Source organism: Streptomyces swartbergensis (assembly GCF_002148965.1).
GTDB classification, from domain to species: Bacteria; Actinomycetota; Actinomycetes; order Streptomycetales; family Streptomycetaceae; genus Streptomyces; species Streptomyces swartbergensis.
Genome location: NZ_NGFN01000018.1, coordinates 12,312 through 26,681, shown reverse-complemented (window position 1 = coordinate 26,681; position 14,370 = coordinate 12,312). Strand labels below are relative to the sequence as shown.

The window sequence follows — 14,370 nt, the reverse complement described above, 5'->3', positions numbered from 1 at the left end:
TGCGCCATGCCGTGGTGACCGACGTTCACGGGGATACAGCGCGGCTGCGAGCCGTTCTCGAGGGGATCCGTGAGCAGCGGGTGGACCGGGTGGTCTGCCTCGGCGACGTCTTCGAGTGCCGGGTCGGCAAACGGGAGGTGGACGGGTACGAGTTCGGCGGCCGACTGTCCGACGTCTTCGACCCGGACCCCGAACTCGCCCGGCTCCTGGACGGGGTACTGCTGGTGCGGGGCAACCAGGAGGAGCGGATCCGCGCCCTTGTGCCCGACCACCGCCTGCCCGAGTGGACCCGCCCGCTGCTCGACGCCCCGTTGGAGCACCGCACCGACTTCGGCCTGTACTGCCACGGTCATCCCTTGCCGTGGCGCGAACTGGAGCCGGGGCTGTGGTGCCCGGCCGAGGCGGACTTTCCCGGGCGGGCACTGGTGCACGGGCACCATCACCGCAGCGCGCTGTACCGGCTGTGGCCCGGCGGCACCGGGCCGGTGCGGGTGGAACGCCTGCCCGTACGGTTCGGGACGCCGGTCCCGCTCGCGCCGGACGGCCGCTACGTCGTCAACGTGGGCTCCGTCACCCGCTGCGCCCCGGACCGCGGCCCCTCCCCCGTCTGGGCCGTCGTCGACGAGGCCGCCGCCACCGTCACCTACCACCGCGCACCCGTTCCCCCGTCCTCACAACCCACGGAGAAGCAGTGACCCGGCAGGTACTCCTGCTCAACTCGGACAAGCCCGAGGTCCTCGAGGCCCTGGCCCGCCGCCCCGACGTGACCGTCCGCGTCATCACCCGCAAGGTGTACGCCGACCTGTACCGGAATCACGAGGTGGCGTATGTCGACAACTTCGCCGACCTGACGCAGGTCGAGCAGGCGGCGTACGAGCTCGCCGCACAGGGCCCCGTCGACCACGTCATCGCGGCCACGGAGAAGAGCGTGGTGGCGGCCGGGCTGGTCCGCGCACTGCTCGGGGTGCCCGGGCCGGGCTTCGACCAGTCGTTGTGGGGCGCCCACAAGAGGGCGATGAAGGACAGGCTGCGCGCCGCCGGTCTCCCGGTGACGGACCACGCCCAGGCGGCCACGGTCGACGAGGTGCCTCGGGCGGCGGAGCTGACCGGCTGGCCCATCATGATCAAGCCGGTGTTCGGCGCCGGCTCGAAGTGCACCTACCGCGTCGACTCCCCCGAGGAGTTCGCCGAGCGGCACCGGGCCGACGGCTTCGCCGACCTCGCCGCCAAGCGGCTACCGGTACAGGTGGAGCGCCTGGTGCGGTTCACGCACGAGTACCACTGCGACGGCGTCGTCCACGACGGCGAGGTGGCCCACGCGGCCGTCTCCCGCTACTTCCTCCCACCGCTTCACAGCTCGCCGAGCCTGAACAGCGGGTACGTCGCCGACCAGACGGACCCGTTCTCGCGGGAAGTCCTGGACCTGCACCGCCGGGTGATCGGCGCGCTCGGCCTGCCGGCCGGGGTCACGCACCTGGAGGTGTTTCGCACCCAGGGGGGCCCGGTCATCGGCGAAGTGGCCGTACGGCCGGGCGGCATGGGCATCTCCCGGATGTGGTGGCACGCCTTCGGGGTGGACCTGTGGGAGGAGTTCGTCCGGGTCTCGGCCGGTGAACGGCCCAGCCGGCCAGAGCGCGAACCGCACCACGAGACGATCGGCCGTACCCGGCTGCCCGCACTGCCCGGTCTGAGGGAGCGGGTACTGGCCCTGCCCGGCGTGCTGGAGGTCCTGACGCCCCAAGAGTGCGCCAGCCCGGAGAACCTGGAGGCGTACTTCACGGCTGCGGACGAGGCGGCCGCGGAGACGTTCATCGCGCGCCTGCACGAGTTGGCGGGGCCCGCGGCATGACCACATCCGCCCCGGGCCGGGCTCGTGCCCTGCTCGACGCCTCTCTGCCCGCTCCCGGCGAACCCCGGCTGCTCGCCCTGTCATGGCTGATCAAGACGGTCGGCAGCGGGCTCTATCTGACCACCAGCACGCTGTTCTTCACGCGGGTCGTCGGACTGCCCGTGCACCAGGTGGCCTCCGGCCTCACCGTCGCCGGGATCGTGGCGCTGGCCGGTGCCGTACCGCTGGGCAGGCTGGCGGACCGGTTCGGCCCCCGGCGGACGTACAGCGTCCTGCTCGGCGTCCAGTTCGCCACGATGGCCGCGCTGGCCTACGCCCGTACGTTCCCGGCGTTCCTGGGGCTGATCCTGGTCTTCCTCCTCGCCGAGCAGGGCAGCACCGCGGCCCGCGGCGCGCTGGTCGCCACGGTCGGGGAGGGCGCCGAACGGGTACGGTTGCGGGCCTATCTGCGGGTGGTGACCAACATCGGCATCACGATCGGCGCGGCGGCCTCGGCGCTGGTCATCCAAGCCGACACCGATACCGGGTACATGGCCCTGCTGTGGTGCACGGCGCTGACCTACCCGGCGGCGGCGGTGCCACTGGTGTGGCTGCGGTCGCGCCGGACCCGGCCGGCCGAGGAGGCGGGGCGCACCGGCTCCGGCTGGCAGGTCCTGCGCGACCGACGGTACGCCGCCCTCACCCTGATCTGCGGTGTGCTGTCCCTCCAGGCACAGGTGCTGTCGTTCGCCGTACCACTGTGGGTGCTCCGGCACACCGAGGCACCGCCGGTCCTGGTATCGGGCATCGTCGCCGTCAACACGGTGATGGTGATCTGCCTGCAGATCCGGTTCAGCCGCGGCGCCGAGGACGACCGCCGAGCCGCCCGGATGTGCCGCAACTCGGGGATCGCCCTGTTCGCCGCATGCGCGCTGGTGGCGTTCACCGGCGGGATGGGCGGCTGGCCGGCGACAGTTCTGCTGCTGCTGTTCGCGGCCGCCCTCACCTTCGGCGAACTGTGGCTGTCCGCGGGCTCGTTCGGGCTGAGCTTCTCACTCGCACCGGAAGGAATGCACGGCCAGTACCAGGGCTTCTTCTCCCTGGGGCGCGGCGCCGCCGCCGCGGTGGCACCGGTGCTGATAGCGGTGCTCTGCCTCGGCGACCACCCCCGCGAGGGGTGGCTCGCGCTGGGCGCCCTGTTCGCCGTGGCGGGCGCCGCGGCTCCGCTGGCACTGCGGGTGCGCGCACCGTCCCTGTCGACTGCCATGAAGTAGCCGGTGCGCGGGCGGGACCCAGCGTGCACGCGCTGTGCTGTGCCGGCTCACCGACGGCACCGGCGGCGAAGAATCACGAACCGCAAATGAAAAAACCGCAGGTCAAAAGATTGACCTGCGGTTTCCGCACGATCCCTTAGGCATACGCATCGCACCCCACGACCAGATTGCCCACCGAAGGTCGAAGGCCCGCCACGGCAGGTACGGAGCTGCGGTGTCGGATCGTGCAGAGTCCGCCGAGCAAGGCACAGGACTGGGCAACCGAGCACTCACGCTCCAAGCTGCGTGCCGGCACGGGCCCACATCACTCTGGCTGCGACTGTCAACCAGCGCCGCCTCGACCTGATCCCGTACCGGGCCGAACTCCCGCCGACCCTGTGCGCCATCGACATCCGGTGATCGAAACAGTCCCCCGTCCGGCCAGGCCGGTGCGGGCCGGGGAGCGGGCCCGGCCCGCATCGGGCGCGGTGTGCAGGTCAGCTGGTGCAGGAGGGCTCACCCGACTGAGCAGGCCATCCGCCCAGCCCGGACCCAGAGAGGAGTTACCACCCCTGGTAGGATCTGAACCATGAGCGGTAGTAAGAAGTACTCGATCAGCCTCCCCGAAGACCTCGCTGAGGCCGTACGTACCCATGTAGGCCCCGGTGGCTTCTCCGCCTACGTGGCGGAGGCCCTCGAGCAGCGTGTGGCCATGGACAAGCTTCGTGAGATCGTCGCCGACTTCGAGACCGACAACGACCCGTTGTCCCGGGAAGAGATTGAAGCGGCCCGCGCCGTACTGCGCCATGATCAGCACGACTCGAACGGCGCCGCAGCCTGATGCCCGGAACGCTCCTCCTCGACAGCGAGGGCCTGTCCAAGCTCTACCTCAAGGACCGCACCGTCCTGGCTCTCGTCCAAGCAGCCTCGGAAGAAGGCATCCGAGTGGCCACGACCGCCATGGCCACGCTCGAGGCGGACTACGAGCGCATCCACCCCGCCCGCATCCGGTGGGTACTCTCCCGGATCGACGTCCATGACGTCACCAAGAGCGTCACCGGCCAAGCGGCAGTACTGTTGCGCGACCACCACCTCAGCGGCCACAAGTACGCCATCGACGCCGTCCTCGCGGCCATTGCACGCTCGGCGCCAAGACCGGTCACCGTCCTCACCTCCGACCCTGAGGACATCAACCTGCTCTGTGGACCCGCCGTCGAGGTCATCAAAGCCTGACGCGTGCGGATCGGTGCACACCCGCTCACGCATGACGCTGTGCAAGCCCCCGACCAAGCACGGCAATCAGCCAATGGAACGCAAAAAAAGCCCAGGTCACTAGCTACGAGACCTGGGCTTCTCGGAGCCGCCTTCGGGATTCGAACCCGAGACCTACGCATTACGAGTGCGTTGCTCTGGCCATCTGAGCTAAGGCGGCGCGCTGTCCGCACTATGGTGCGATCAGCAACGACGGTAAGTCTACACAGTTTCTGAGGGTGCTCCGGACCAGCCCCGGAGGCGGGCCCTCCGGGGCTGGGCGCGGGGTTATGAGCAGCGCTTCCCGTCCGTGGGAGGGGTGCCGCGGAGGAGGTACGCGTTGATCGTGCGGTCGATGCAGGAGCTGCCTCGGCCGTACGCCGTGTGGCCGTCGCCCTCGTAGGTGAGGAGGCGGGCCGAGGAGAGCTGGCCGGCCAGGGCCTGCGCCCAGCGGTACGGGGTCGCGGGGTCGCGGGTGGTGCCGACCACGACGATGGGGGCGGCGCCCTTCGCCTCGATGCGGTGCGGCTCACCCGTGGCGTGGACCGGCCAGTACGCGCAGTTCAGGGCGGCCCACGCCAGGCCCTCACCGAAGACCGGGGACGCCTTCTTGAACTCGGGGAGTGCCCTGCGCACCTCGTCGGGAGTGTCGAAGGCAGGCGGCAGATCGAGGCAGTTCACGGCCGCGTTGGCGAACATCAGGTTGCTGTAGCCGCCGTCGGCGTCCCGCTCGTAGTAGCCGTCGGAGAGGACGAGGAGCCCGGAGCCGTCGTTCTTCTTCATCGCGGACGTCAGCGCCTCGCGCAGCTGCTCCCAGGCGCCCTCGTCGTACATGGCCGCGATCACGCCGGTGGTGGCGAGCGACTCGGTGAGGCGGCGGCCGTCGGGGTCGCCGGTGGCGGCCGGCCGCGCGTCCAGCTTCTCGAAGAACGCCTTGAGGTTCTTGCCGACCTGCCCGGGCGAGGTGCCCGCCTTGCCCAGCGGGCAGTCGGCGTGCCGTACGCAGTCCCGCGCGAACGACCGGAACGCCGTCTCGAAGCCCGCCGTCTGTTCGAGGTTCAGCCGCCGCGCGGGCAGCGACGGGTCCATCGCGCCGTCCAGCACCAGCCGGCCCGTCCGGTCCGGGAAGAGCCCGGCGTACGTCGCGCCGAGGAAGGTGCCGTAGGAGGCGCCGACGTAGTTCAGCTTCTGGTCGCCGAGCGCCGCCCGCACGATGTCCATGTCCCGGGCCGCCTCCACGGTGGACACATGGCGCAGCAGCCGGGGCGCGTCCACGCCGCAGCCCTCGGCGAACGTCCGGTACGCCTCGACCAGTCCGTCGGTCTCCTTGGTGTCGTCGGGCGTGGTGTCCGTCTGCGTGTACGTGTCCATCTCCGGCCCGTCCAGACACTCCACGGGCTCACTGCCGGCCACACCGCGCGGATCGACCGCCACCATGTCGTAGCGGGCACGGACCTCGGCCGGGTAGCCGATGCCGGCGTACGCCTGGACGTAGCCGATCGCCGAGCCGCCGGGCCCGCCGGGGTTCACGAGCAGCGAGCCCAGCCGCTTCCCCGGGCCCGTGGCCTTCTTGCGGGCGACGGCGAGCCGGACGTCTCCGGCGGCCGGCTTGGCGTAGTCGAGCGGTGCCTTGATCGTGGCGCACTCGAAGCCCTGGACGTCGCAGCGGCGCCAGGCCGGCTTCTGGTCGTAGTACGGCGTGAGCGCGGCGGGGGTGGACCGCGGCAGCGCGACCAGTGCCGCTTCCTCCGCAGCAGCTGCGGAGGACGTCGTCGAGCTCCCGGAGGAGCAGGCGGAGACGAGCAGTGCGGCCGTGGCGAGAAGGCCGGCTGCGGTCCTGGCTCCGCCGCGGGTCCGGCGGTGCAGGCCGCCGGAACGGGAGACGGAGCGGGAGGCGGAGCGGGGAAGGCGCCTTGTGTCCATCCAGCGAGCGTAACTCTGCGCAACGGAATGGATGCCCAGCGTGCGTGTCGTGCCTCGTACGAGTTACGGCGTCAATTCCGCGTCCATCTCGTGTGCAGGCCTCTCGTGTGCAGGCCTCTCGTGTGCAGGCCGCGCGGTGCCGCTCTGCCGGCCCAGCCCGCTCAGCCCGCTCAGCCCGCTCAGCCCGCTCAGCCCGCTCAGCCCGCTCTGAGCGCCATCGTCATCGCCTCCACCGCGAGCAGCGGCGCCACGTTGCGGTCGAGGGCGTCGCGGCAGGCGGCGATCGCGTCGAGGCGGCGGAGCGTGGACTCCGGGGAGCTGCCCCGGGCGAGGCGCTCCAGGGCGTCCTCGGCGTCCGCGTTGGCGATGGCCACGCGCGAGCCGAGCTGGAGGGCGAGGACGTCGCGGTAGAAGGACGTGAGGTCGGTCAGGGCGAGGTCGAGGCTGTCGCGCTGCGTACGCGTTCTGCGGCGCTTCTGCCTGTCCTCCAGGTCCTTCATCACGCCCGCGGTGCCGCGCGGCATGCGGCCGCCCTGGGACGCGCCCATGGCGGTCTTCAGCTCCTCGGTCTCCTTGGAGTCCGTCTCCTCGGCGAGCTGCTTGGCGTCCTCGGCGGCCGCGTCGACGAGCTCCTGGGCGGCCTTGAGCGCACTGCCGATCTCGTCCACCCGCAGCGGCAGCCTCAGCACGGCGGCACGGCGCTCGCGCGCGGCCGGGTCGGTGGCCAGGCGGCGGGCCCGTTCGACATGGCCCTGGGTCGCGCGGGCGGCCGCGGCGGCGACCTCCGGCTCGATGCCCTCACGGCGTACGAGCATGTCGGCCACGGCGTCGACCGACGGCGTGCTCAGGTTCAGGTGGCGGCAGCGGGAGCGGATCGTCGGCAGGACGTCCTCGATGGAGGGGGCGCACAGCAGCCAGACCGTGCGCGGGGCGGGCTCCTCCACCGCCTTGAGGACGGCGTTGGCCGACTTCTCGTTGAGCCGCTCGGCGTCCTCGACGAGGATGACCTGCCAGCGGCCGTTCGCCGGTGATGTGAACGACTTGCGGACGGTGTCGCGCATGTCGTCGGCGAGGATCTGCGTGCCGACCGCGGCGACGGTGGTGACGTCGGCGTGCGTGCCGATCAGGGCCGTGTGGCATCCGTCGCAGAAGCCGCAGCCCGGGGAGCCGCCGAGAGCCCGGTCCGGGCTGACGCACTGCAGGGCCGCCGCGAACGCCCGCGCCGCCTGGTTCCGGCCGGCCCCGGGCGGGCCCGTGAACAGCCACGCGTGCGTCATCCTCGACGCCTCGGGCGGGGGCACGTCGGTCCCGGCCGCGGTGACCAGGGCGTCCGCGTCCCGGGCGGCGGCGTCCAGCTGCGCGCTCACCCTCTCCTGCCCGACGAGGTCGTCCCACACGCTCATGGGTCACGCCGCCCTTTCGTCACGTTCCACGGTGTGAGATCCATTGTGGGGGTGACCACTGACAACGGCTGCCGCCGCCTGATCTCGCCGGTCCGGCCCAGGCGTTTCGCCGGCCCGGCCGAGGCATCTCCCAGGGCTGGCCCAGGCGTCTCGCAGACCCGGCCCGGGCCCGACTCCCGCGTCGGCCCGCCCCGTTATGTTTTTCGCGGTCCTGCAAGAGGGCCGCTGGCCTCCGGGCCCGGCATGACTTTTGCCCCCTGTCGAACGCCCCCGGTCGGACCGCCGGAGGCCTCAGCGGCCCCGGCCGCCCTTCCCCCGGCGCYCCCGTCCGTCGTCCGGCTCGTCCTCGTGCGGTCCGAGCAGCTCGTCCGCCAGTGACGGCAGGTCGTCCAGCGGCGTCTCCTCGGCCCAGTCGGACCGCCGGCGGGGCCGGCCCTCGGCGTCGACCTGGGGCATCTCCCGCGTACGGTCCGTGCCGTCGGGCCGGGCGGCCGGGGCGTCCTCCCGGAAGTACCCGGGCGGAACCCGGTCCGCCGGTTCGTCCTCACGTACGGGCGGCAGCACGGCCGTCTCCTCGGCGTCCCCCGGCGGGACCGGGGGCAGTACGGCCGTCTCGTCCGCGTCTCCCGACCGGACCGGAGGCAGCACGGCCGTCTCGTCGCCCGCCCCGGAGGGCACCTGGGGCAGCACCTCGGTCTCGTCACCGGACCCGGATCCGGACCCGGACGCGGACGCGGGGCGGACCGGCGGCAGTACCTCCGTCTCCTCCCCCGCACCCGGCGGAACCGGCGGCTTGGGCAGCTCGGCCGTCACCTCGGCGTCGGACCCCCCGGAGGCCCGGCCCCGGCCCCGCGCCTCGTCCCGCACCGGGCGCAGCACGGTCGTGTCGTCCGCCGCGCCGCCCGGTTTCACCACGGGCGTGGGCACCGTCGCCGCGTCCTGACCGGCCGTCGAACCGGAGGCACCGCGCGGGGCGGTGCGCTTCGGCCCGGCTTCCGCGGCAGCGGCAGCCGCCTCCGCCAGACGCCGGGCCTCCTCGGCCCGCAGCAGGGCCTCCTCGGCCTTGCGCTGCTTCTCCAGGCGGAGCGCCTCGGCCTCGGCGCGCAGCCGGGCCTCTTCCTCGGCCTGCTGGCGGCGGCGCTCCTCCTCGGCCTTGCGCCGGGCCTCCTCCTCGGCGCGGGCCTTCTCCTCCGCGAGGAGCCGAGCCCGCTCCTCCTCGGCCTTCCTGCGCGCTTCCTCGGCCCGCCGCCGGGCCTCCTCCGCCTGCCGTTCGGCCTCGCGGCGCTGCGCCTCTTCCAGCTCGCGCCGCTTGCGCTCCTCCTCCTCGGCGCGCAGCTTGGCGAGCTGCTCCTGGCGCTCACGCTCCAGGCGCTCCTCCTCGGCCTTGCGGGCAGCCTCTTCCTCAGCCTTCCGGCGGGCCTCCTCCTCGGCCTTCCTGCGTGCCTCCTCCTGGGCCTTGATCTCGGCCTCGGACAACGGCAGCACCTGGTCGAGCCGGTGCCGGATGACGGTCGTCACGGCCTCGGGCTCCTGGCCCGCGTCCACCACCAGGTACCGCCCGGCGTCGGCCGCGGCCAGGGTCAGGAAACCGGCCCGCACGCGCGCGTGGAACTCGGCCGGCTCCGACTCCAGCCGGTCCGGCGCCTCCGTGAACCGCTCGCGCGCGGTCTCCGGCGCGACGTCCAGCAGGACGGTCAGATGCGGCACGAGTCCGTTCGTGGCCCAGCGGTTGATCCGGGCGATCTCGGTCGGCGACAGGTCACGGCCCGCCCCCTGATAGGCCACGGATGAGTCGATGTACCGGTCGGAGATGACGACCGCGCCGCGCTCCAGGGCGGGCCGTACGACGGTGTCGATGTGCTCGGCCCGGTCGGCCGCGTACAGCAGCGCCTCCGCGCGGTGCGACAGCCCCTCGCTCGACACATCCAGCAGGATCGACCGCAGCCGCTTGCCCACCGGCGTGGCCCCCGGCTCGCGCGTCAGCACGACCTCGTGGCCCTTGCCGCGGATCCACTCGGCGAGCGCCTCGGCCTGCGTGGACTTCCCGGCCCCGTCGCCGCCCTCCAGGGCGATGAAGAAACCGGAGGCGGCGGGCGCCTGCTCGGGGTCGTCGCCGCGGAGCAGCGCGTCACGCAGGTCCTGGCGCAGCGGCACTCCGGAACGGTCGTCGACCTTGGCCAGCACCAGCGCGGCCACCGGCAGCAGCAGGGCGCCGGCCAGCATCAGTGTGAAGGCCGCGCCACCGTGCGCGAAGACGAACTTGCCGCTCTCCAGCCGGTGCGGCCCGATCCCCGCCGCCACCAGCGGGGCGATCACCGCGCCGAGCGCGACGCAGACGCGGACGACCGCGTGCAGGTGCTCCGTCGTACGGGACCGCCGGTACTCCTCGGTCTCCTGGTCGAGCAGGGTGTGCCCGATGTTGGCGGACATGCCCGCACCGACGCCGGCCAGCGCGAGGATCAGCAGCACGCTGGTGACGTCCGGGACCAGTCCGGCGGCCAGCAGCGCGACACCGGTGAAGGCGATGGCCAGCGCGAGCAGCCGACGGCGCGACAGGGCGGGCAGCAGCGCGGGCGCCGTACGGATGCCGACGACGACACCGCCGGTCAGCGCGCCCACGAACAGCCCGTAGAGCACCGGGCCGCCGCCCAGGTCCTTGGCGTGCAGCACGGCCACGGCGACGGCGGCGGACACCGCGGCGGCGACGGCCGCGCAGGCCAGCACCAGCAGCGGCATCACGCCGGTGCGGCCCTTGTCGGCGCCGGCGGTGGTCTTCGGGCGGCGCAGCCCCTCGAGCGGCGACCGCGCGCGAGGGGTGCGCGTGGCGGGCAGTTCCAGGAAGGTCAGCACGGACAGGGAGGCGGCGAACAGCCCTGCCGCGACGTAGGAGGCGAGGGCCGCCTGGTGCTGGGCGAACCAGTCGATGCCGGCGCCCAGCAGGTTGTTGAACAGGGCCGCGACGACGAGGGCGACGGCCGCGAGCGGGATCGAGACGAAGCCGGTGCGCAGCGACAGGCGGCGCAGGGCGTCCATGTGGTCGGGCAGCGGCCGGACCGTGGCCCCTTCCGGCGGCGGAGGCGGCAGCAGCGCGGGGGCCGCGCTCTCGCGGCACACCGTCCAGAACCGCTCGGCGACTCCGGTCACGAAGGCCGTGACGAGGAGGACGGCCGGCGCGTCATCGGGCGTCCAGTCGATCCACAGCGGGGCGACGATGAGCAGCGCCGCGCGCAGTCCGTCCGCTCCCACCATGGTCCAGCGGCGGTCCAGCGGGCCGTCCTGGGAGGTGAGCGCGGTGAGGGGGCCGAGGAGCACGGCGCCGAACAGGAGCGTAGCCAGGATGCGCACCCCGAAAACGGTCGCCACTGCGAACGCCACGCCTCGGTAGCCGCCCCCGAACGAGCCCTCGGCGACGGCCGCTTGAAGGGCGAGGACGACCAGCACGAAAAGGGCGAGGGTGTCGCCCACGCCGCCCACGAGCTGTGCGCTCCACAACCGCTTCAACTGCGGACGGCGCAGCAGGGCGCGGACGGCACGCTCGCGGGAGTCCGCGACCAGGGCGTCGTCGGGGGCCGGCTGAGAGGCCGTTGGATGCTCGGCTCGCGTCATGCATTCAGCCTATCGGGAGCCACCGACACCCTGGGATGCCCGGTCTGGCATGCGCACGCCCCGACACCGAAGTGTTGCCGGGGCGTTCGCTTTCCGAACCCTGGGCGAAGATCCGGACCTCGACAGTCCGGATACCGGACGGAAACCGGACAGGTACCGAACGGGTCCCGCGCAGAATCCCGCGCGAGTCCCGAACGGGCCCCGAACCGGCCCTGACCGAGCCTCAGTCCTCCGCCGGCTCCGAGGCGGTCGCCGTCTTGGCAGCCGTCTTGGCCGTCGTCTTCTTCGCGGTGGTGGTCTTCTTGGCCGTCGTCTTCTTCGCGGTGGTGGTCTTCTTGGCCGTCGTCTTCTTCGCGGTCGTGGTCTTCTTCGCCGCGGTCTTCTTGGCCGCCGTCGTCTTCTTCGCCGGAGCCTTCTTGACCGCCTTCTTCGCGGTCTTCTTCGCCGGCGCCTTCGCGCGCTTCTCGGCGAGCAGCTCGAAGCCGCGCTCCGGGGTGATCGTCTCGACACTGTCGCCGGAGCGCAGGGTCGCGTTGGTCTCCCCGTCGGTGACGTACGGCCCGAAGCGGCCGTCCTTGACGACGACCGGCTTCTCGCTCACCGGGTCGGTGCCCAGCTCCTTCAGCGGCGGCTTGGCGGCCGCCCGGCCACGCTGCTTCGGCTGGGCGTAGATCGCCAGCGCCTCCTCCAGCGTGATCGTGAAGAGCTGCTCCTCGGACTGGAGCGAGCGCGAGTCCGTGCCCTTCTTCAGGTACGGGCCGTAGCGGCCGTTCTGCGCGGTGATCTCCTGGCCCTCGGCGTCGGTGCCGACGACGCGCGGCAGCGACATCAGCTTCAGGGCGTCGTCGAGGGTCACCGTGTCCAGGGACATCGACTTGAGCAGGGACGCCGTGCGCGGCTTGACCGCGTTCTTGCCCGTCTTCGGGGTGCCCTCGGGGAGGATCTCCGTCACGTACGGGCCGTAGCGGCCGTCCTTGGCGACGATCGTGTGGCCGGTGGCCGGGTCGGTGCCCAGTTCGTAGTCGCCGCTCGGCTTGGCGAGCAGCTCCTCCGCGAGGTCGACGGTCAGCTCGTCCGGCGCCAGGTCGTCCGGGATGTCGGCGCGCTGGTGCTGTTCGGTGTCCTTCTCGCCACGCTCGATGTACGGCCCGTAGCGGCCGACCCGCAGCACGATGCCGTTGCCCACGGGGAACGACGACACCTCGCGCGCGTCGATCGCGCCCAGGTCGGTCACCAGCTCCTTGAGGCCGCCGAGGTGATCCCCGTCGCCGTTGCCGGCGTCGGCGGCACCGCCCCCGCCTGTGCCCTCACCGAAGTAGAACCGCTTCAGCCACGGCACGGACTTCGCCTCACCGCGGGCGATGCGGTCGAGGTCGTCCTCCATCTTGGCGGTGAAGTCGTAGTCGACGAGCCGCCCGAAGTGCTTCTCCAGGAGGTTGACCACGGCGAAGGACAGGAAGGACGGCACCAGGGCCGTGCCCTTCTTGAACACGTAGCCGCGGTCCAGGATCGTGCCGATGATCGACGCGTACGTCGACGGGCGGCCGATCTCGCGCTCTTCCAGCTCCTTGACCAGGGACGCTTCGGTGTAGCGGGCCGGGGGCTTGGTGGCGTGCCCGTCGACCGTGATCTCCTCGGCGCTCAGGGCGTCGCCCTCGGAGACCTGGGGCAGGCGGCGCTCGCGGTCGTCGAGCTCGGCGTTCGGGTCGTCGGCGCCTTCGACGTACGCCTTCAGGAAGCCGTGGAAGGTGATCGTCTTGCCGGACGCGCTGAACTCGACGTCCCGGCTGTCGGCCGCCGTGCCGCCGATCTTCACCGTGACGCTGTTGCCGGTCGCGTCCTTCATCTGGGAGGCGACGGTCCGCTTCCAGATCAGCTCGTACAGCTTGAACTGGTCGCCGGTCAGTCCGGTCTCGGCGGGAGTGCGGAAACGATCACCCGAGGGCCGGATCGCCTCGTGGGCCTCCTGCGCGTTCTTGACCTTCCCGGCGTACGTCCTCGGCTGCGGCGGCAGGTAGTCGGCGCCGTACAGCTGCGTGACCTGGGCGCGGGCGGCGGCGACCGCCGTGTCGCTCAGGGTCGTGGAGTCCGTACGCATATAGGTGATGTAGCCGTTCTCGTACAGCTTCTGGGCGATCTGCATGGTCGCCTTCGCGCCGAAGCCGAGCTTGCGGCTCGCCTCCTGCTGCAACGTCGTCGTACGGAACGGGGCGTACGGCGAGCGGCGGTACGGCTTGGACTCGACGGACCGGACCGCGAAGCTCGTGTTCTCCAGGGCGGCGGCCAGGGCGCGGGCGTTCGCCTCGTCGAGGTGGAGGGTGTTCGCGCTCTTCAGTTGGCCCAGGGAGTCGAAGTCGCGGCCCTGCGCGACCCGCCTGCCGTCGACGGTCTGCAGGCGCGCGACCAGCGACGACGGGTCCGACTGGTCTCCGGCGCGGCCGGTCGCGAAGGTGCCCGTCAGGTCCCAGTACTCAGCCGAACGAAAGGCGATGCGCTCGCGTTCCCGCTCCACGACGAGTCGTGTGGCGACCGACTGGACACGGCCCGCGGACAGCCGCGGCATGACCTTCTTCCACAGGACCGGCGAGACCTCGTAGCCGTAGAGGCGGTCGAGGATGCGGCGGGTCTCCTGGGCGTCGACGAGCTTCTGGTTCAGCTCGCGCGGGTTGGCCACGGCGGCCTGGATCGCGGCCTTGGTGATCTCGTGGAAGACCATCCGCTTGACCGGGACCTTGGGCTTGAGGACCTCCTGGAGGTGCCAGGCGATGGCCTCGCCTTCGCGGTCCTCATCGGTGGCGAGGAAGAGCTCGTCGGAATCCTTCAGCAGATCCTTGAGCTTCTTGACCTGCGCCTTCTTATCCGCGTTGACCACATAGATCGGCTGGAAGTCGTGTTCGACGTCCACACCGAGGCGGCGGACCTCGCCGGTGTACTTCTCGGGCACCTCGGCGGCGCCGTTGGGAAGGTCACGGATGTGCCCGACGCTCGCCTCGACTACGTAGCCGGGGCCGAGGTAGCCCTTGATCGTCTTCGCCTTGGCAGGCGACTCGACGATGACGAGTCGGCGGCCGCCCTGTGCGGTCTCGCTGGTCGGGGACAACTTCGC

Annotated in this window: 9 protein-coding genes and 1 tRNA gene; 5 read left to right on the top strand and 5 right to left on the bottom strand. The window is 72.0% G+C overall.

Annotation, left to right across the window (positions count from 1 at the left end; translation table 11 throughout):
* The first annotated feature begins 14 nt into the window (after window positions 1-14).
* From CA983_RS05300 to CA983_RS05280, 5 genes are all read left to right on the top strand, one after another.
* Window positions 15-695, top strand: a complete 681-nt coding sequence (locus CA983_RS05300) for a metallophosphoesterase family protein (protein WP_158101830.1) — start codon at window positions 15-17, stop codon at window positions 693-695.
* On the top strand, window positions 692-1,849 hold the full coding sequence (locus tag CA983_RS05295; RefSeq protein WP_086599713.1) for an ATP-grasp domain-containing protein: 1,158 nt from the start codon (window positions 692-694) through the stop codon (window positions 1,847-1,849). The genes CA983_RS05300 and CA983_RS05295 overlap by 4 nt, the downstream gene beginning before the upstream one ends.
* On the top strand, window positions 1,846-3,102 hold the full coding sequence (locus tag CA983_RS05290) for an MFS transporter (protein ID WP_086599712.1): 1,257 nt from the start codon (window positions 1,846-1,848) through the stop codon (window positions 3,100-3,102). The genes CA983_RS05295 and CA983_RS05290 overlap by 4 nt, the downstream gene beginning before the upstream one ends.
* Before the next feature lie 568 nt (window positions 3,103-3,670).
* Window positions 3,671-3,922, top strand: coding sequence for a hypothetical protein (locus CA983_RS05285; protein ID WP_086599711.1), 252 nt, complete (start codon window positions 3,671-3,673; stop codon window positions 3,920-3,922).
* Window positions 3,922-4,314 (top strand): DNA-binding protein, encoded by a 393-nt coding sequence (locus CA983_RS05280; RefSeq protein WP_086599710.1) that lies wholly within the window; start codon window positions 3,922-3,924, stop codon window positions 4,312-4,314. Before CA983_RS05285 ends, CA983_RS05280 begins: the two co-directional genes overlap by 1 nt.
* Window positions 4,315-4,439: 125 nt before the next feature.
* Here the strand turns inward: CA983_RS05280 and CA983_RS05275 are convergent.
* The 5 genes from CA983_RS05275 to topA form a co-directional block, all read right to left on the bottom strand.
* Window positions 4,440-4,513, bottom strand: a tRNA-Thr gene (locus CA983_RS05275).
* 107 nt (window positions 4,514-4,620) lie between these two features.
* A complete protein-coding gene (locus tag CA983_RS05270) occupies window positions 4,621-6,255 on the bottom strand; it encodes an alpha/beta hydrolase (RefSeq protein ID WP_086599709.1) in 1,635 nt (544 codons plus the stop codon).
* A gap of 197 nt (window positions 6,256-6,452) precedes the next feature.
* Window positions 6,453-7,658, bottom strand: coding sequence for a DNA polymerase III subunit delta' (locus CA983_RS05265; RefSeq protein WP_086599708.1), 1,206 nt, complete (start codon window positions 7,656-7,658; stop codon window positions 6,453-6,455).
* Window positions 7,659-7,949: 291 nt separating this feature from the next.
* On the bottom strand, window positions 7,950-11,264 hold the full coding sequence (tmk, locus tag CA983_RS05260) for a dTMP kinase (protein ID WP_086599707.1): 3,315 nt from the start codon (window positions 11,262-11,264) through the stop codon (window positions 7,950-7,952).
* Between the two features lie 223 nt (window positions 11,265-11,487).
* Window positions 11,488-14,364, bottom strand: coding sequence for a type I DNA topoisomerase (gene topA / locus CA983_RS05255; protein ID WP_086599706.1), 2,877 nt, complete (start codon window positions 14,362-14,364; stop codon window positions 11,488-11,490).
* Between the last annotated feature and the right edge of the window lie 6 nt (window positions 14,365-14,370).